Genomic DNA, 18,269 nt, shown 5'->3' with positions numbered 1-18,269 from the left:
CGGCCCGGCGGGACCCCGGAGCGATCGGGACCGGGCCCGGAGGACCGGTGTCGGACGGGGCCGGACTGGCCGTACAGTCGTCCCGTCCGTCTTCCCATCCGGTTGTAGAGAGTGGCGAGCACACGGTGGACGTGCAGAAGAAACTCGACGAGATCGTCGAGGCGGTCGGGAGCGCCCGCTCCATGCCCATGTCGGCCTCCTGCGTGGTGAACCGCGCCGAACTGCTCGCGATGCTCGAAGAGGTCCGCCGGGCCCTCCCGGGCTCCCTCGCCCAGGCGCGGGAGCTGATCGGCGGACGCGAGCAGATGGTCGAGGAGGCCCGCCGGGAGGCCGAGCGGATCATCGCGGCCGCCCACGCCGAACGCGGCTCGCTGGTCTCCGACAGCCAGGTCGCCCGCCAGTCCCGGGAGGAGGCCGACCGGATCCTGCGGGAGGCCCGCCGGGAGGCCGAGGAGATCCGCGCCGAGGCCGACGACTACGTCGACTCCAAGCTGGCCAACTTCGAGGTCGTCCTCACCAAGACCATCGGTTCCGTCGACCGGGGCCGCGAGAAGCTCCTCGGCCGCGGCCCGGGCCTCGACGAGCAGGGGTACGCCGACGAGGACGCCCCCGAGTACAGCCCCGACCCGCAGACCCTCGTCCAGCGCGCCGACGAGTACGTGGACGCCAAGCTGAGCGCCTTCGAGGCGGTCCTCGGCAAGACCCTGGAGGCCGTGGGCCGCGGGCGCCAGAAGCTCCACGGGCGCACCACCGCGGACGCACTCGGCGAGCACATGGCCGCCCAGGACGCCGCGGGTCCGCAGCAGCCGCACACCAGCGACGCCGACTACCTGGCGGGCCTCGCCGAGTCCGCCGAGCCCCGGCCCGCCGCCGCGGCCGTCCCCGCGCAGGCCCCGCCCCCGCCCGCGCACCAGCCGGACCCGTACGGCTACCCGGCGCAGCAGCCCCAGGACGCCTACGCCTACCGGCAGGACCCCTACGCCTACCACCAGCAGGCCTACGACCAGGGCGGCTACACCCAGGGCTACGGGGCCCAGCCCGACCCGTACGCCTACCAGCAGCCCCAGGAGGCCCCCCGCGCCCCGCAGGTGCCGCACCAGCAGGCGGCGGCGCTCGACGAGACCAGTTTCTTCGACACGAGCATGATCGACCTGGAGCAGCTGCGCCGTTACGAGCAGGGCCACGGCCAGGGGCACTGACCCCCGCGGGCCCCGCGGCGGCCCTCGCGCGACCGGCCGGATTGGGTCCTGGGCGGAGCGTCCAGTATCCTGGCTGTTCGGTCGCGGGTACGTCCGCGGTCCAGGCTGCCCGCTTCGCCGCACACGGCGCGGACGGCCCACCCCCGATCCCGAAGGCAGGAAGAGCCCTGAGCACGCGCCTCGACCACCGCAACCCCCTCGTGTTCGACACGCACGAGCTGGGGCGGCGTCCCGGTGCCCTCCAGCGGCTCACCCGCGAGGTGGCGGCCCCCGCCGACCTCGGCATCGACGGGGTCGTCGGCGTACCGCAGGGCTCGCCCGTCGAGCTCGAACTCCGCCTCGAGTCGGTCATGGAGGGGGTGCTCGTCACGGGCACCGCCCGTGCGTCGGCCGAGGGGGAGTGCGTAAGGTGTCTGGAGCCGCTGCGCCAGGATGTCGCGGCGGACTTCCAGGAGATGTTCTCGTACCCCGACACCGACGACCGGGGCCACCGCAGGGCGGCCGCGGACGACGATGCCGAGGACGACGAGGACGTCACCCCCCTCGAGGACGGCATGTTCGACCTCGAACCCGTGCTGCGTGACGCGGTGGTGCTCGCACTGCCGATGCAGCCGGTGTGCCGGGAGGACTGTGCGGGACTGTGCCCCGAGTGCGGGGCCGACCTGAACGACGACCCGGACCACCACCACGACGCCGTCGACATCCGTTGGGCGGCACTGCAGGGACTCGCCGGTTCACTCGGGACCGACGAGAAGGACGACATGAGCGGCGCCGAACCGGGCGTCGACGAGAAGCAGGAGAAGTAGCCGTGGCTGTTCCGAAGCGGAAGATGTCGCGCAGCAACACGCGCCACCGCCGGTCGCAGTGGAAGGCTGCGGTCCCCACCCTGGTTTCGTGCGAGCGTTGCCAGGAGCCGAAGCGGCAGCACATCGCGTGCCCCAGCTGCGGCACGTACAACAAGCGCCAGGTCCTCGCGGTCTGAGCGGCTGGTGAGAGGCACCGTGTCCAGCCACGAAACGGCGGATGACGCCAAGAAGCAGGCGGAGAACACGGCCTCGTCCCACACGCTTCTGGAAGGGCGGCTCGGTTACCAGGTCGAGTCCGCCCTTCTGGTGCGTGCGCTGACCCACCGTTCGTACGCGTACGAGAACGGCGGCCTGCCCACCAACGAGCGGCTGGAGTTCCTCGGGGACTCCGTGCTCGGCCTGGTGGTCACGGACACGCTGTACCGCACCCACCCCGACCTGCCCGAAGGCCAGCTGGCCAAACTGCGGGCCGCGGTGGTCAACTCGCGTGCGCTGGCGGAGGTCGGCCGCGGGCTCGACCTGGGCTCCTTCATCCGGCTCGGCCGGGGCGAGGAGGGCACGGGCGGCCGGGACAAGGCGTCCATCCTCGCCGACACCCTCGAAGCGGTGATCGGCGCGGTCTATCTCGACCAGGGTCTCGACGCGGCGTCCGAGCTGGTCCACCGGCTCTTCGACCCGCTGATCGAGAAGTCCTCGAACCTCGGTGCGGGCCTGGACTGGAAGACCAGCCTTCAGGAACTCACCGCGGCCGAGGGCCTCGGGGTGCCGGAGTACCTCGTCACCGAGACGGGTCCGGACCACGAGAAGACCTTCACTGCTGCCGCCCGCGTCGGTGGTGTCTCGTACGGCACCGGCACCGGCCGCAGCAAGAAGGAAGCGGAGCAGCAGGCGGCGGAGTCCGCGTGGCGCGCCATCCGCGCGGCCGCCGACGAACGCGAGGCGGCGGCGGAGGAGGCCGACGCGGCCGCGGCGCCGCGGGCCGAGGAGCCCCCGGTCGAGGACCTCCCCGCCGGGGAGCCCGCGTCCGGACCGGCGACGGCCGACTCGATGACGGCCTGACGCTCCGGGGCCCGGCCCGCCGGGCCCCGATCCGCCGCGCCTCCGGCGGCCGCCCGCTCGGGCCGGCCGCCGGAGGCACGTCCACGCCACCCGCCCCACCGTCCCTCATCCGAGGAGTGCCGTGCCCGAGCTACCCGAGGTCGAAGTCGTCCGGCGGGGTCTCGAACGCTGGGTGAGCGGACGCACCGTCGCCGCCGTCGAGGTGCTGCACCCGCGTGCCGTGCGGCGACACCTCGGAGGCGGGCCCGACTTCGCGGCGCGCCTCACCGGGCACCGCTTCGGCGTCGCTCGACGGCGCGGCAAGTACCTGTGGCTGCCGCTCGACGGCACGGAAGCCTCCGTCCTCGGCCACCTCGGCATGAGCGGCCAGCTCCTCGTCCAGCCCGAGACCGCCCTCGACGAGAGGCACCTGCGCGTCCGCATACGCTTCGACGACCCGCTCGGCACCGAGCTGCGCTTCGTCGACCAGCGCACCTTCGGCGGGCTCTCCCTCCACGACAACACCCCCGACGGCCTGCCGGACGCCATCGCGCACATCGCCCGCGACCCGCTGGACCCGGCGTTCGACGCCGCCGCCTTCCACACGGCGCTGCGGCTGCGCCGCACCACCGTCAAGCGCGCCCTGCTCGACCAGAGCCTGATCAGCGGCGTCGGCAACATCTACGCGGACGAGGCGCTGTGGCGCTCCCGCCTCCACTACGACCGTCCCACCGCGCTGCTCACCCGCCCCCGCTCGTACGAGCTGCTCGGCCACGTCCGGGACGTGATGAACGCCGCCCTCGCGGCCGGCGGGACCAGCTTCGACAGTCTGTACGTCAACGTGAACGGCGAATCCGGTTACTTCGACCGGTCGCTCGACGCGTACGGGCGCGAGGGCGAGCCCTGCCGGCGCTGCGGCACCGCGCTGCGCCGCCGCCCGTGGATGAACCGGTCCAGCTACTTCTGCCCGCGCTGCCAGCGCCCGCCCCGGCCGGCGGCGCCCGGCGTTTGAGGCGCCCGCCCCGCCCGGCGCGCGAGCGCCGCGCGACCGCACAGCGCCGTCCGCCGTCCGGTGTGCGAGTGATGTGCCACCCTCGCGAGCGGCGTACGGCCCTACGCCTGCCCGCCGCCCGCCGCTCGGTCCGTGGCCCGCGGCTCCGGCGGAACCGGCCGCCGACGGCCGTACCGCGGCCGCCGCGAGGCGTCCCGGGGCGGAGCGACGGCTGCGGGCCGGAGCGGCGCGCACGGCGCTGCCGTACGCCTATCGGGGAGTGGCGGAGTCACGGGCCCGGCGGGCCCTCCCGCGGTACACCACCCAGAGGCTGATCAGGACGAGCAGCGCCCCGCCGATCGGCCACCCCACGGACCCGCCGTCGCGGTAGTCCCTGATTCCGGTCGCCAGCAGGAGGCCGGACGGGACCAGTCCCGCCCAGTCGAGGGTCCTGCCCGGTCCCGTGACTCTCGAAGACTTGCTCACGGATCGATCCTGGCAGCCGGGGGCCGCCCCCCACCAGTTCAGAAGCCGAAGTCCTGGGTCCACCACGGGCCGCCGCCGGCGATGTGGACGCCGACTCCCAGGCGCTTGAAGTCGCAGTTCAGGATGTTCGCGCGGTGTCCGTCGCTGTTCATCCAGGAGTCCATCACGGCCTGCGCGTCGGCTTGGCCGCGGGCGATGTTCTCGCCGCCCAGACCCTCGACGCCCGCCTGCGCGGCGCGCTCCCAGGGACCGTCGCCGTCCGGGTCCGTGTGGGAGAAGAAGTCCCGTTCCGCCATGTCCTGGCTGAACGCCCGCGCCAGGTCACCCAGCTCCGTCGAGGCGCGGACCGGGCTGCAGCCCACCGCGGCGCGCTCCCGGTTGACCAGGTCGAGGACAGCGGCCTCCATCGCGACGGCCCGGCTCGTCGCCGTCCGCGAGGGGGGCGGGGTGGTGCTCCCGTCCGGCGCGGGCACCTCCGTGCGGGACGGGACCGAGGGCGTCCACGTCCGCACGGGCGCCGGGGACGCCGTCCCGGTCCGCGCCGGCGAGGACGACGGGGCGGACGGCTCGGGGGAGGGCGTCCCCGACGGGGGCTTCGAGGAGGCCGCCGGAGACGGCGTCGCGCTCGGTACGGCCGCCGGTCCCGGGGAGACCGGTGCCCCGGTGTCCGGTACGGCGTGGGCGCGGCCCTGGGCGTCCAGCTCCGACACACCGCCGGGACGTGTCCGTTCCTGCGGAACGTCGCCGCTGACCACGAACGTCCCACCGCCGGGCAGGATCCCCGACGTCACCGCGGCGACGCCCACCGCCACGGCGGCCGAAGCACCGAGCAACCCTCCGCGGAGGGGCAGCGTCCGCTTCCTCCGCCGTGTCCCCCGGTGTCCGCGGGGCTCACCGGCGGCGCCGGCCGCGTACGCGTCGGCGGCGGGTGCGGCGCCGGAGCGCCGATGGCGTCCCATCTGCTCTGCCTCCTGCACTGCTGTCTGTCGGTCGTGAGCCCGAACCGCTGAAATACACCCGAACGAGTGAGGCTCATTGGACGGGGACTGTACGCCATGACACGCCGGGGTGAAGCGTCGCCGGAATAATCGGCCGGTTAGCGTGCAGCCATGGACGACGAGGCACGGCTCACGGCATGGGTACGCGGACGGGTACAGGGAGTGGGATTCCGCTGGTTCACCAGGGCGAACGCCCTGGAGATCGGCGGTCTCACCGGCTTCGCCCTGAACCTCGACGACGGCCGCGTCCAGGTCGTGGCCGAAGGCCGGCGTGAGAATTGCCACCGTCTTCTGGACTGGCTGCGCTCCGGCGACACACCCGGACGCGTCGAGGGGGTCACGGAGATCTGGGACACGCCGCGCGGCGGGTATGGGGGATTCGAGGTCCGCTGAAAGGGCGCGCGCCTCCCGCCCCGGTATGCGCACGGGGTGTCCGGGGCCTCGTCGCCGACCGTCCACGGCACCTGCCGGCACGGAAATGACCAGGTGATTGCCGAGAAAGGGTTGTGGTGGCGGCCCCGGCGCGCAAGGATGATCCCCACGCCCTTCCGGGTGCCGTGCGAGGCGCCGCCGCATGTCCAGCGGCAGTGTCGCCCCCGGCCGCCCGTCGATCGGGGGCGTGATCGTGTTGACCGTCAAACTTTTTGGTGAGATTCTGGAAGCCCCGCGCACCTCGGCTGTTCGGTGGCAAGAACCGCAGCGGCATACCCGCCACCGGGCACCGCAGGTGCGAATCCCTCACGACCCACACCGCTTCGGTCGGTCACTCAGTGTGGAGGACCATCCATCATGGCAAAGGCGCTTCTCGGTTATGTCGGCGGTACCGACCCGCGACTGCTCGCCGAGATGCGACGGCTTCAGCAGCGCGTCCAGGACCTGGAGTCCGAGCTGGTCCGGATCCAGTCCGAGAAGGACGCGCTCGCCGCTGCCGCCGCTCACCGCGAGCCGCTGCTCGACGGCATCGACATCGACGTACCCAAGGGCGAGCCTGCGCTCACCTGACCCCGCCGGGGAACCCGCGCCACTCGGATCCGCGGGACGGTGAGAAACACTCTCGCGAACAGATATGCAAGGGACGCTTCGGCGTCCCTTCTTTCTTTTCGCCCTGCGTCCGCCGGCGCGCCGTCGACCGCGGGCGCCGCACTTACCGACTGATCTGCCCTCCTGGTTCACGGGCCAAACGAAACCCGCCCGGTAGAGTCCGGGAGCGTGCACCTCAAGGCCCTGACCCTCCGCGGATTCAAGTCGTTCGCCTCCGCCACCACCCTGCGGTTCGAACCGGGCATCACCTGCGTCGTCGGCCCCAACGGCTCCGGAAAGTCCAATGTCGCCGACGCCCTCTCCTGGGTCATGGGCGAGCAGGGGGCGAAATCCCTGCGGGGCGGCAAGATGGAAGACGTCATCTTCGCCGGGACGACCGGCCGGCCGCCCCTCGGACGGGCCGAGGTGTCCCTCACGATCGACAATTCCGACGGTGCCCTTCCGATCGACTACGCGGAGGTCACCATTACGCGGACCATGTTCCGCAACGGCGGCAGCGAATATCAGATCAACGGCGACACCTGCCGCCTCCTGGACGTCCAGGAACTCCTCAGCGACTCCGGAATCGGCCGCGAGATGCACGTCATCGTCGGCCAGGGCCGGCTCGACGCCGTCCTCCACGCCGACCCGATGGGGCGCCGGGCCTTCATCGAGGAGGCCGCAGGCGTCCTCAAGCACCGCAAGCGCAAGGAGAAGGCGCTGCGGAAGCTCGACGCCATGCAGGCCAACCTGGCGCGGGTCCAGGACCTCACCGACGAGTTGCGGCGTCGGCTCAAGCCCCTCGGCAGGCAGGCCGCCGTCGCCCGGCGTGCCGCCGTCATCCAGGCCGAGCTGCGGGACGCGAGGCTGCGGCTCCTCGCCGACGACCTCGTACGCCTCCGCGAGGCCCTGGACGCCGAGCTCGCCGACGAGGCCGCGCTCAAGGAGCGCAAGGAGCACGCCGAGGCCGAGCTGGGGGCGGCCCTCGCCCGCGAGAGCGCCCTGGAGGAGGAGGTGCGGTGCCTCGCTGCCCGCCTCCAGCGCGCCCAGCACACCTGGTACGAGCTGTCGCGGCTCGCCGAGCGGGTGCGCGGCACCGTCTCCCTGGCCGACGCCCGCGTCAAGAGCGCCACCGCCCGGCCCGCCGAGGAGCCCCGCGGCCGCGACCCCGAGGACCTGGAGCGCGAGGCGGCCCGCGTGCGGGAGCAGGAGGCGGAGCTCCAGGCCGCCCGGGAGGCGGCCGAACGGGCACTGGAGGACACCGTCGCCCGCCGCGCCGAACTGGAACGGGCGCTCGCCGCCGAGGAGCGCCGCCTCAAGGACGCCGCCCGCGCCGCCGCCGACCGCCGCGAGGGGCTCGCCCGGCTGACCGGCCGGGTGGGTGCCGCCCGCTCCCGTGCCGCCGCCGCCCGCGACGAGGCCGACCGCCTGGCCGCCGCCCGCGACGAGGCGCGGGAACGCGCCGCCGCCGCCGGGGAGGAGTACGAACGGCTCCGGGCCGAGGTCGACGGCCTCGACGCCGCCGACGCCGAACTCGCCGCCGCCCACGAGGCCGCCAGACGCGAACTGGCCGGCGCCGACGCCGAACTCGCCACCGCCCGCGAAGCCGCCACCGACGCCGAACGCCGCCGTGCCGCCACCCGCGCCCGGCACGACGCCCTCGCCCTCGGCCTGCGCCGCAAGGACGGCACCGGCACCCTCCTCGACGAGGCGGGGCGCCTCACCGGCCTCCTCGGCCCCGCCGCCGAACTGCTCACCGTCACCCCGGGCCGGGAGGTCCCGCTCGCCGCCGCCCTCGGCGCCGCCGCCGACGCCCTCGCCGTGAACGGCCCGGCGGCCGCCGCGGAGGCGATCCGGCTGCTGCGCAAGCAGGACGCCGGCCGCGCCGCCCTCCTCGTCGCCGGCCCGCCCGCACCCGGCCCGTCCGGCCCGCCGGACGCGGAGCGTCCCGCCCTTCCGGAGGGCGCCGGGTACGCCGTCGACCTGGTGCACGGCCCGGAGGACCTGATGCCGGCCGTGCGGCGCCTGTTGCGGGACGTCGTGGTGGTCGCCACGTTGGAGGACGCCGAGGACCTGGTGCGCGCCCGGCCCGGGACCACCGCCGTCACCGCCGACGGCGACCTGCTGGCCGCCCACTTCGCGTACGGCGGCTCCTCCGGCGCACCCAGCCTCCTGGAGGTCCGGGCCTCCGTGGACGAGGCCGCCGCCGAGCTGGACGCGCTGGCCGTACGGTGCGAGGAGCTCGCCGAACGGCAGGAACGGGCCGCCGGACACCGCCGGGCGTGCGCCGACCGGGTCGAGGAGCTGGGGGAGCGGCGCCGGGCCGCCGACCGGGAGAAGTCGGCCGTCGCCCAGCGGCTCGGGCGGCTCGCCGGGCAGGCCAGGGGCGCGGCAGGCGAGGCCGAACGGGCCGCCGCGGCCGCGGTGCGCGCCCGGGAGGCCCTCGACCGGGCCGCGGAGGAGGCCGCGGAGCTGGCCGAACGGCTGGCCGTGGCCGAGGAGGCCCCCGCCGAGGAGGAGCCCGACGCCTCCGTACGGGACCGGCTGGCCGCCGAGGGCGCCGACGCCCGTCAGACCGAACTGGAGGCCCGCCTCCAGCTGCGCACCCACGAGGAGCGCGCCAAGGCCCTCGCCGGCCGGGCCGACTCCCTCGACCGCGCGGCCCGCGCCGAGCGCGAGGTCCGCGTCCGCGCCGAGCGGCGCCGCGCCCGGCTGCGCCAGGAGGCGGAGGTCGCCGCCGCCGTCGCCTCCGGTGCCCGCCGGCTGCTCGCGCACATCGAGGCGTCCCTCGTGCGCGCCGAGCGGGAGCGGTCCGCGGCCGAGACCGCCCGGTCCGCCCGCGAACAGGACCTGGCCGCGGCCCGGGCCCGGGGCCGCGATCTCAAGGAGGAGCTGGACAAGCTGACCGACTCGGTGCACCGCGGGGAGGTCCTCGGCGCCGAGAAGCGGCTGCGCATCGAGCAGCTGGAAAGCCGCGCACTGGAGGAGCTGGGCGTGGGGCCCGCGGTGCTCGTCGCCGAGTACGGGCCCGACCAGCCCGTACCGCCCCCGCCGCCCGCCGACGGCGGGGAACCCTCCGAGGACGCCGACGGCGCGCCGGGCAGGCCCTTCGTCCGCGCCGAGCAGGAGAAGCGGCTGAGGGCGGCCGAGCGGGCGTACCAGCAGCTCGGGAAGGTGAACCCGCTCGCCCTGGAGGAGTTCGCGGCGCTGGAGGAACGGCACGGGTTCCTCTCCGAGCAGCTGGACGACCTCAGGAAGACCCGCGCGGACCTCCTCCGCGTGGTCAGGGAGGTCGACGAGCGGGTCGAGCAGGTCTTCACCGAGGCGTTCCGGGACACGGCACGCGAGTTCGAGGGCGTCTTCTCGCGGCTGTTCCCGGGCGGCGAGGGACGGCTGGTGCTGACCGACCCGGGCGACATGCTGGCCACGGGGGTGGACGTCGAGGCACGGCCGCCCGGCAAGAGGGTCAAGCGGTTGTCGCTGCTGTCCGGCGGCGAGCGGTCGCTGACGGCCGTCGCCGTGCTCGTCTCCATCTTCAGGGCGCGGCCCAGCCCCTTCTACGTGATGGACGAGGTGGAGGCCGCGCTCGACGACACCAACCTCCAGCGGCTCATCCGGATCATGCAGGAGCTCCGGGAGAGCTCGCAGCTGATCGTCATCACCCACCAGAAGCGGACGATGGAGGTGGCGGACGCGCTCTACGGGGTGTCGATGCAGGGCGACGGAGTGTCGAAGGTCGTGAGTCAGAGACTCCGCTGACGCGCTCGCGGGACCGGCTCCGCCCCCCGAAGCCGATCGACCGATCCGCAGGCGTGCGGGAAGCGGGACCCGCATCACCGGCTTCGGGACCCGAAGGAGTACGTTCGAGGGAACGCCCTCTTCCGGGTGGTGGGGCGCCGTGAGGCCGTGCACCACCGGAAGGGACCCCCACACACCCGGCGGTGCCGGGCCCAGGAGCACACGTTGACCAGCGCCACGCAACCCCCTGCGTCGGGAGCCCGGCAGGCTCGCCCCGACCACCTCGGCCACGTCGTCTTCATCACGGCGGCCGCCGCCATGGGCGGCTTCCTCTTTGGCTACGACAGCTCCGTCATCAACGGCGCGGTCGAGGCCGTCCGGGACCGGTACGACATCGGTTCCGGCACCCTCGCCCAGGTCATCGCCGTCGCCCTGATCGGCTGCGCCGTGGGCGCCGCCACCGCCGGCCGGATCGCCGACCGCATCGGCCGCATCCGCTGCATGCAGATCGCCGCCGTGCTCTTCACGTCCAGCGCCGTCGGCTCGGCCCTGCCGTTCGCGCTGTGGGACCTCGCCTTCTGGCGCGTCGTCGGGGGCTTCGCCATCGGCATGGCCTCCGTCATCGGCCCCGCCTACATCGCGGAGGTCGCCCCCGCCGCGTACCGCGGCCGGCTCGGCGCCTTCCAGCAGGCCGCCATCGTCGTCGGCATCGCCGTCTCCCAGCTGGTCAACTGGGCCATCCTCAACGTCGCCGACGGCGACCAGCGCGGCGAGATCGCCGGCCTGGAGGCCTGGCAGTGGATGCTCGGCGTCATGGCCGTACCCTCCCTCCTCTACGGCCTGCTGTCCCTCGCCATCCCCGAGTCGCCCCGCTTCCTGATCTCCGTGGGCCGCGAGGGCCGCGCCCGCGAGGTGCTCGCCGAGGTGGAGGGCGGAGGCGTGGACCTCGACGCGCGCGTGGCCGAGATCGAGGCGGCCATGCGCCGCGAGCGCAAGTCCACCTTCAAAGACCTGGTCGGCGGCCGTTTCGCGCTCCTGCCGATCGTCTGGGTGGGCATCGGGCTGTCGGTGTTCCAGCAGCTCGTCGGCATCAACGTCGTCTTCTACTACTCCGCCACCCTGTGGCAGTCCGTCGGCATCGACCCGTCCGGCTCGTTCTTCTACTCGTTCACCACGTCGATCATCAACATCGTCGGCACCGTGATCGCGATGGTCCTGGTCGACCGGGTAGGCCGCAAGCCGCTCGCCCTCGTCGGCTCCGCAGGCATGGCCCTCGCCCTCGCCTTCGAGGCATGGGCGTTCTCCGCCGACCTCGTGGACGGCAGGCTCCCCGGCACCCAGGCCGTCGTCGCCCTGATCGCCGCGCACGCCTTCGTCCTGTTCTTCGCGCTCTCGTGGGGCGTGATCGTGTGGGTTCTCCTCGGCGAGATGTTCCCCAACCGGATCCGGGCGGCCGCGCTCGGCGTCGCCGCCTCCGCCCAGTGGCTGGCCAACTGGCTCATCACCGCGAGCTTCCCGTCGCTGGCCGACTGGAACCTCTCCGGCACGTACCTCGTCTACACGGTCTTCGCCGTGCTCTCCCTCCCCTTCGTGCTCGTCTGCGTGAAGGAGACCAAGGGCAAGGCGCTGGAGGAGATGGGCTGACCGCCGCCCCGCCGCCATGCGGTCCCACCGGCCCCGTCGCCCCACCGTCCGGTCGTCCCACGGGCCTGCCGTCCCGCCCCCTCCGCCCCCCGCGTGCCCCGGGGCGGCCCGCGGGGCACTCCGCCCGCCGGCACCGCCGGCATTCCGGGCGGCCCGGTCCCGGCGCCGCCCGCACCGGGGCGGCCCTGGACGGACCGGTACGGGTGCACGGTCCCGGCCCGCCCCGGGCCCGCCGCACAATCACCGGGGCGGGGCATTCCCATGAGGGAGCCGGGGCGGCGGCGTCGCGCATACTGGACGGACCATGGAATTCGTCATCCTTGCTGTAGTCATCGCCCTGGTCGCGGTCGGAGTGATCAGCGGCCTCGTCGTCGGCGGACGCCGAAGGAGGCGGCTGCCGCCCGAGGCCCCGTCGACCACGCCGACCATCACCGCTCCGCCCGCCGAGCCGCGCGTCGGCGAGGAGGCGGAGACACCCCGCGGGGAACCGCGCAGAACCGTCGAGGAGGTCGATCTCCCGACGGCGGAGGAGGCGGTCGGGACCCCGGCCGCCGTCGAGGACCCGGTCGTCGCGGAGCCTCCCGTCCGCGAGATCGAGATCCCGGAACCCGCCGCCGGCCGGCTCGTCCGGCTGCGGGCCCGGCTCGCCCGCTCCCAGAACTCCCTCGGCAGGGGCCTGCTCACGCTGCTCTCGCGCGACACCCTCGACGAGGAGACGTGGGAGGAGGTCGAGGACACCCTCCTCACCGCCGACGTCGGCGTCGCCCCCACCCAGGAGCTCGTGAAGCGTCTGCGGGAACGCGTCCGGGTACTCGGCACGCGCACGCCCGACGAACTGCGCGCCCTGCTCCGCGAGGAACTGCTCGCCCTCGTCGGGACCGACTTCGACCGTTCCGTGAAGACGGAGGGCGGACTGGAGACGCCGGGCGTCGTCATGGTCGTCGGCGTCAACGGCACCGGAAAGACCACGACGACCGGCAAGCTCGCCCGCGTCCTGGTCGCGGACGGCCGCTCCGTCGTGCTCGGCGCGGCGGACACGTTCCGCGCGGCCGCCGCCGACCAGCTCCAGACCTGGGGCGAGCGCGTCGGCGCCCGTACGGTGCGCGGTCCGGAGGGCGGCGACCCGGCCTCCATCGCGTACGACGCGGTGAAGGAGGGCATCGCGGAGGGCGCCGACGCGGTGCTCATCGACACCGCGGGCCGCCTGCACACCAAGACCGGTCTCATGGACGAGCTGGGCAAGGTCAAGCGCGTCGTCGAGAAGCACGGCCCGCTCGACGAGGTCCTCCTCGTCCTGGACGCCACGACCGGGCAGAACGGCCTGATCCAGGCGCGTGTCTTCGCGGAGGTCGTGGACATCACCGGCATCGTCCTCACCAAGCTGGACGGTACGGCGAAGGGCGGCATCGTCATCGCCGTCCAGCGCGAGCTGGGCGTCCCGGTGAAGCTCGTCGGCCTCGGCGAGGGGCCGGACGACCTGGCCCCCTTCGAACCGGAGGCCTTCGTCGACGCCCTGATCGGCGAGGGCGCCTGAGCCTCGCGCGTCCCGCGAGCGGGGCGGTCGGCCGGCACGCGCACAAGCGTCCGGCGGGCCGCCCCGCCGCCGTTCGCGCCGCCGGTCGAGCGGACCCGGCGGTACCCGGGGCGGTCGGGGCGGTCGGGGCGGTCGGGGTGGTGGCTGGGAACGACGGGGGCTGCCGGGAGACGGGCGGCGGACGCTCCGGCCGCCCGGCCCGGTCGGGGAACGACGCGGGTGGGGCCGGGGAGCCCCGGCGCCCGGTGCCGCGGCGGGCCGGGGCGGACACGCGGTTTCACCGGCGGCGCGCCCGGCGCGACGGCGCACGCGGGCGGCCGGGCCGCCGAGGGCCCGGGGGGAGGGCGGGACGCGCCGGGCGTCCGCCGTGCGTGCCCGGGCCGCCGCCCGCGGACGGGCCGGGGCTCCGCAGGGCGCGTGCCCGGGGCGGCCCGGGGTCAGGCCGCGGCCGAGCGGTGGCTGATGTAGGCCAGGGTGCCGAGCAGGAGGCGGGCCTGCGGGGCGGTGTGGCCGACCTCCGGGGACGGGGGCCGCAGCCAGCGGACCGGACCCAGACCGCCGAGGTCGGACGGCGGGGCGGTGATCCAGGAGCCGGGCCCCAGGCACTGCAGGTCCAGGTCCGCGTCATCCCAGCCCAACCGGTAGAGCAGCCGCGGCAGTTCCTGCGCCGCCCCCGGCGCCACGAAGAACTGCGCCCGGCCCGTCGGCGTCACGCACACCGGTCCCAGCGGCAGCCCCATGCGCTCCAACCGCACCAGGGCCCGCCGCCCCGCCGCCTCCGCGACCTCCAGCACGTCGAAGGAGCGCCCGACCGGAAGCGTCAACGGTGCGTCCGGGAACCGCGACCACGCCTCCACCGCCTCGTCCAGCGAGGCGCCCGCCGGCACCTCCGGCGCCCCCCGGAGCGGATGGGCCCCCGGAGCCGCGCAGGACGTCTCCCCGCAGGAGCACCCGCCCGGTGCCATGCGGGCCCCGGGCACCACGTCCCAGCCCCACAGGCCGGTGTACTCCGCCACCACCGTGCACTCCGTCGTCCGCGTCCCGCGGCGACGGGTCCCCGGGAACGTCAGCCTGGCCAGTCCGGTGAGACCCGCTCGCCCGGACCGCGTTTCGCGGATACGCGTGCCGCCGATCGTGAAGCCCATGCCCCCTCCAACGGATTGATTCGCCGATGGTTACCATGCGGAGCTTATTCCTTACTCTCCGTCACTAAGGTCTCCGCTCGGGAGGCGCGTGGATGCTTTTCCGGTAGCGTGCACGCCACCCGTGCGCCACTTCAGACCTCGGTGCACCGTGCTCCCGACCGCAGCGTGTCAAGTGAATCGCGCCTGATGCTGGGAGAGTTCATTCGAAGGGGTGGCGAATGGTGGCGTTTCTGTGATCGGCCCCGCAGGGCACGTGATCACGGGGTTACTTTCGGTGCCCGAACCCCCGGACAGCGTCCGCACCCGCAGGTGTGCCGGAGACGACCCGGCGTCCCGCCCGGAGGGTGCGGACCCCGGCGCCGGACCGCGGTCCGCGGCATTCCGACCGGGGTTCGGCGACACGGAGATCCAGCGGATGGGGGCCTTCCATTGGGCGGCAGCGGCACGGACGGTACGAACGCCGGGAAGCGCCCGAACGAGAAACTCGGCTCGTGGTTCGTACGCAGCGGCTGGTCGAAGGGCGAGCTCGCGCGCCAGGTGAACCGCAGGGCCCGCCGGATGGGCGCCCACCACGTCAGCACCGACACCTCCCGCGTGCGGCGCTGGCTCGACGGCGAGCAGCCCCGCGAGCCCATCCCCCGCATCCTCTCCGAGCTGTTCTCCGAGCGCTTCGGCACCGTCGTCGCCGTCGAGGACCTCGGTCTGCGCACCACCCACCAGTCGCCCTCGGTGTCCGGTGTCGACCTGCCCTGGGCCGGCCCGCAGACGGTCTCCCTGCTCAGCGAGTTCTCCCGCAGCGACCTCATGCTCGCCCGGCGAGGCTTCCTCGGCACGTCGCTCACCCTCGCCGCCGGCCCCTCCCTCATCGAGCCCATGCAGCGCTGGCTCATCCCGGGCCCCGCCGCCGACCGCGCCGACCCGCCCCCGCCGAGCCGGCGCCCGCACCGGATCTCCCACGCCGAACTGGAGATGCTGGAGTCCACCACCGCCATGTTCCGCACCTGGGACGCCCAGTGCGGAGGCGGTCTGCGCCGCAAGGCCGTCGTCGGCCAGCTCCACGAGGTCACCGACCTCCTCCAGGAACCGCAGCCGGCCGCCGTCTCCCGCCGTCTCTTCCGCTGCGCCGCCGAACTGGCGCAGCTCGCCGGGTGGATGAGCTACGACGTGGGTCTCCAGCCCACCGCCCAGAAGTACTTCGTCCTCGCCCTCCACGCGGCCAAGGAGGCCGGTGACAAGCCCCTCGGCTCGTACGTCCTGTCCTCCATGAGCCGCCAGATGATCCACCTCGGGCGGCCGGACGACGCCCTCGAACTCATCCACCTCGCGCAGTACGGCAGCCGCGACTGCGCCACCGCCCGCACCCAGGCCATGCTGTACGCGATGGAGGCCCGCGCGTACGCGAACATGGGCCAGCCCGGCAAGTGCAAGCGGGCCGTGCGGATGGCCGAGGAGACCTTCGCCGACGCGGGCCTCGACGGCGAGCCGGACCCCGACTGGATCCGCTTCTTCAACGAGGCCGAACTCAACGGCGAGAACTCCCACTCCTTCCGCGACCTCGCCTACTTCGCCGGCCGCAGCCCCGCCTACGCCTCCCTCGCCGAACCCGTCATGGAGCGCGCCGTCGAACTGTTCGCCGAGGACGAGGAGCACCAGCGCTCCTACGCCCTCAACCTCGTCGGCCTGGCCACCGTCCACCTGCTGAAGCGCGAGCCCGAGCAGGCGGCGGCCAGGGCGGGGCAGGCACTGAAGGTCGCCCGGCGCGTCCGGTCCGAGCGGGTGAACACCCGCCTGCGCAAGACCGTCGGCACCGCCGCACGCGACTTCGGCGACGTCCCGGAGATCGTCGACATCACCGACCTCCTGGCCAGGACCCTCCCCGAGACCGCCGAAGCGGTCTGACCCCCTCTCGGCCTCCCCGGCGCCGCGCCCGCCGGCCCGCTCCCGCGCCGGGTGGACGGGCGCGGCCGCCGCAGTCGGCCGGCAGCCGCTCCGAGGCCGGCGGAGGGCACCGTGTCATCGGAGCGCGGCCGGTGGTTCACCGCGGCGTAACACGGCCCGCCCCTTCGTCACCGCGCCGAAACGCCGGACGGCACCGGCCGAAACGGCGCCGCGCCAGGCTCCTGCGGCACGACCGGCCGCGCCCGCGGCCGCGCAGCCCCGGTCCGTGCCCCGCACCGGCCGGCCGACGACGAGGAGACGCCGATGCCACCGGGCACCCCGATGCTCACCGCGGGGGAGACCCCCGCCCTCTCCGCCGCCAACACCGGTTTCATGCTCCTCTGCTCCGCCCTGGTGATGCTGATGACACCCGGCCTGGCCTTCTTCTACGGAGGCATGGTCCGCTCCAGGAGCACCCTCAACATGCTGATGATGAGCTTCGCCGCCCTCGGGGTCGTCACGGTCCTGTGGGTCCTCTACGGCTTCGGTGTCGCCTTCGGCACGGACTTCGGGTCGGTCGTCGGCTGGTCCCCGGACTTCGCCGGACTGAGCGGCGTCGGCCGCGACCGGCTCTGGGACGGGTACGCGATCCCGGTCCTCGCCTTCGCCGCCTTCCAGCTGATGTTCGCGGTCATCACGCCCGCCCTGATCAGCGGGGCCCTCGCCGACCGGGTGAAGTTCGGCTCCTGGGTCCTGTTCGTCGCCCTGTGGGCCACGGCCGTCTACTTCCCCGTCGCCCACTGGGTCTGGGGCCCGGGAGGCTGGCTCCTCGAGGCGGGCGTCGTGGACTTTGCCGGAGGCACCGCCGTCCACGTCAACGCCGGGGCCGCCGCCCTCGGCGTGATCCTCGTCATCGGCCGGCGCGTCGGTTTCGGGAAGGACCCGGCACACCCCCACAACCTCCCCCTCGTCATGCTCGGCACCGCCCTCCTCTGGTTCGGCTGGTTCGGCTTCAACGCCGGCTCCCGGCTCGGCAACGACGACGGCGTCGGCGCGGTGGTGTTCGTCAACACCCAGGTCGCGGCGGCGGCCGCCATGCTCGCCTGGCTCGCGTACGAGAGGATCCGCCACGGCGCCTGCACCGCCCTCGGCGCCGCCTCCGGCGCCGTCGCCGGCCTCGTCGCCATCACCCCGTCCGGCGGTTCCTGCTCCCCGCTCGGCGCCGTCGCGATCGGCGCCGTCGCCGGCCCCCTGTGCGCGGCGGCCGTCCGGCTCAAGCACGGGTTCGGCTACGACGACTCCCTCGACGTGGTCGGCGTCCACCTCGTCGGCGGCGTCGTCGGCTCCGTCCTCGTCGGCTTCCTCGCCACCGGCGGCGTCCAGTCCGAGGCCCGGGGCCTCCTCTACGGAGGTGGCACGGACCAGCTGGTCAAGCAGGTCGTCGGCGTCGCCGCGGTCCTCGTCTACTCCCTGGTCGTCTCCGCCGCCCTCGCCCTGGTCCTCCACAGGACGGTCGGCATGCGCGTCAGCGAGGACGACGAGGTCTCCGGCATCGACCGGGCCGAACACGCCGGGACCGCGTACGACCTCGGCGGGGACGGGCACGGTCCCACCCCCGGCGGGGCCGTGCCCCTCCCCGCCCGGCCCGTGACGGCGGCGCGGCGCGCGGTGGACGCGTGAGGCCCGCTCCGGGCCCACCGGGACGCACCGGCCCGGCGGGCCCGGGGGAGCCGCCGGTGCCGGCGGGTGCGGTCCGCCCCCGCCGGTGCGGCCGTCCGCGCACGCGCCGGCG

General features: G+C 74.4%; 15 protein-coding genes. 12 read left to right on the top strand and 3 right to left on the bottom strand.

Annotation, left to right across the window (positions count from 1 at the left end; translation table 11 throughout):
• Positions 1 to 125: 125 nt before the first annotated feature.
• The 5 genes from LUW75_RS05110 (at position 126) to mutM (ending at position 4,055) form a co-directional block, all read left to right on the top strand.
• Positions 126 to 1,199: an ATP synthase F0 subunit B gene (locus tag LUW75_RS05110; protein WP_250334560.1), complete on the top strand. Its 1,074-nt coding sequence runs from the start codon at positions 126 to 128 to the stop codon at positions 1,197 to 1,199.
• Between the two features lie 200 nt (positions 1,200 to 1,399).
• A complete protein-coding gene (locus LUW75_RS05105) occupies positions 1,400 to 2,005 on the top strand; it encodes a YceD family protein (RefSeq protein WP_250334559.1) in 606 nt (201 codons plus the stop codon).
• Positions 2,006 to 2,007: 2 nt separating this feature from the next.
• Positions 2,008 to 2,181 carry a 50S ribosomal protein L32 gene (gene rpmF, locus LUW75_RS05100; RefSeq protein WP_250334558.1) on the top strand — a complete coding sequence of 58 codons (174 nt, stop codon included), beginning with the start codon at positions 2,008 to 2,010 and terminating at the stop codon, positions 2,179 to 2,181.
• Between the two features lie 7 nt (positions 2,182 to 2,188).
• Complete coding sequence (rnc, locus tag LUW75_RS05095; protein ID WP_250334557.1) at positions 2,189 to 3,064, top strand: ribonuclease III; 876 nt, start codon at positions 2,189 to 2,191, stop codon at positions 3,062 to 3,064.
• 121 nt (positions 3,065 to 3,185) lie between these two features.
• Positions 3,186 to 4,055, top strand: coding sequence for a bifunctional DNA-formamidopyrimidine glycosylase/DNA-(apurinic or apyrimidinic site) lyase (mutM, locus tag LUW75_RS05090; protein WP_250334556.1), 870 nt, complete (start codon positions 3,186 to 3,188; stop codon positions 4,053 to 4,055).
• Positions 4,056 to 4,304: 249 nt separating this feature from the next.
• On the opposite strand, the gene LUW75_RS05085 is transcribed toward mutM, so the two are convergent.
• Entirely contained in the window at positions 4,305 to 4,520 is a 216-nt protein-coding gene (locus LUW75_RS05085) for a hypothetical protein (protein WP_250334555.1), read from the bottom strand.
• Between the two features lie 38 nt (positions 4,521 to 4,558).
• A complete protein-coding gene (locus LUW75_RS05080; RefSeq protein WP_250334554.1) occupies positions 4,559 to 5,479 on the bottom strand; it encodes a CAP domain-containing protein in 921 nt (306 codons plus the stop codon).
• 150 nt (positions 5,480 to 5,629) lie between these two features.
• Here LUW75_RS05080 and LUW75_RS05075 point away from each other — a divergent pair, with 150 nt between their 5' ends.
• The 5 genes from LUW75_RS05075 (at position 5,630) to ftsY (ending at position 13,454) form a co-directional block, all read left to right on the top strand.
• The gene (locus LUW75_RS05075) at positions 5,630 to 5,911 is read left to right on the top strand and encodes an acylphosphatase (protein ID WP_250334553.1); all 282 of its coding nucleotides are present in this window, start codon (positions 5,630 to 5,632) and stop codon (positions 5,909 to 5,911) included.
• A gap of 396 nt (positions 5,912 to 6,307) precedes the next feature.
• The gene (locus LUW75_RS05070; RefSeq protein WP_010472387.1) at positions 6,308 to 6,520 is read left to right on the top strand and encodes a hypothetical protein; all 213 of its coding nucleotides are present in this window, start codon (positions 6,308 to 6,310) and stop codon (positions 6,518 to 6,520) included.
• A gap of 207 nt (positions 6,521 to 6,727) precedes the next feature.
• Complete coding sequence (gene smc / locus LUW75_RS05065) at positions 6,728 to 10,297, top strand: chromosome segregation protein SMC (RefSeq protein WP_250334552.1); 3,570 nt, start codon at positions 6,728 to 6,730, stop codon at positions 10,295 to 10,297.
• A gap of 204 nt (positions 10,298 to 10,501) precedes the next feature.
• Positions 10,502 to 11,920: a sugar porter family MFS transporter gene (locus LUW75_RS05060; protein ID WP_250334551.1), complete on the top strand. Its 1,419-nt coding sequence runs from the start codon at positions 10,502 to 10,504 to the stop codon at positions 11,918 to 11,920.
• A 304-nt stretch (positions 11,921 to 12,224) separates the two neighbouring features.
• On the top strand, positions 12,225 to 13,454 hold the full coding sequence (gene ftsY / locus LUW75_RS05055) for a signal recognition particle-docking protein FtsY (protein WP_250334550.1): 1,230 nt from the start codon (positions 12,225 to 12,227) through the stop codon (positions 13,452 to 13,454).
• Positions 13,455 to 13,891: 437 nt separating this feature from the next.
• Here ftsY and LUW75_RS05050 read toward each other — a convergent pair whose 3' ends face one another.
• A complete protein-coding gene (locus LUW75_RS05050; RefSeq protein WP_250334549.1) occupies positions 13,892 to 14,599 on the bottom strand; it encodes a bifunctional DNA primase/polymerase in 708 nt (235 codons plus the stop codon).
• Between the two features lie 429 nt (positions 14,600 to 15,028).
• Here LUW75_RS05050 and nsdA point away from each other — a divergent pair, with 429 nt between their 5' ends.
• Together nsdA and LUW75_RS05040 are read left to right on the top strand one after the other, a co-directional pair.
• A complete protein-coding gene (gene nsdA / locus LUW75_RS05045; protein ID WP_250334548.1) occupies positions 15,029 to 16,498 on the top strand; it encodes a transcriptional repressor NsdA in 1,470 nt (489 codons plus the stop codon).
• A gap of 303 nt (positions 16,499 to 16,801) precedes the next feature.
• Positions 16,802 to 18,157, top strand: coding sequence for an ammonium transporter (locus tag LUW75_RS05040; RefSeq protein WP_250334547.1), 1,356 nt, complete (start codon positions 16,802 to 16,804; stop codon positions 18,155 to 18,157).
• The last annotated feature ends 112 nt before the right edge of the window (positions 18,158 to 18,269 follow it).

The organism is Streptomyces sp. MRC013 (genome assembly GCF_023614235.1).
Taxonomy (GTDB): domain Bacteria; phylum Actinomycetota; class Actinomycetes; order Streptomycetales; family Streptomycetaceae; genus Streptomyces.
This window is presented reverse-complemented; position numbering and strand designations above follow the sequence as displayed.

What these genes read in the sequence shown, in the direction of transcription:
- LUW75_RS05080 (WP_250334554.1), bottom strand. Translation starts at nt 5,479, where the DNA reads ATGGGACGCCATCGGCGCTCCGGCGCCGCACCCGCCGCCGACGCGTAC.
- LUW75_RS05075 (WP_250334553.1), top strand. Translation starts at nt 5,630, where the DNA reads ATGGACGACGAGGCACGGCTCACGGCATGGGTACGCGGACGGGTACAG.
- LUW75_RS05070 (WP_010472387.1), top strand. Translation starts at nt 6,308, where the DNA reads ATGGCAAAGGCGCTTCTCGGTTATGTCGGCGGTACCGACCCGCGACTG.
- ftsY (WP_250334550.1), top strand. Translation starts at nt 12,225, where the DNA reads ATGGAATTCGTCATCCTTGCTGTAGTCATCGCCCTGGTCGCGGTCGGA.
- LUW75_RS05050 (WP_250334549.1), bottom strand. Translation starts at nt 14,599, where the DNA reads ATGGGCTTCACGATCGGCGGCACGCGTATCCGCGAAACGCGGTCCGGG.
- LUW75_RS05040 (WP_250334547.1), top strand. Translation starts at nt 16,802, where the DNA reads ATGCCACCGGGCACCCCGATGCTCACCGCGGGGGAGACCCCCGCCCTC.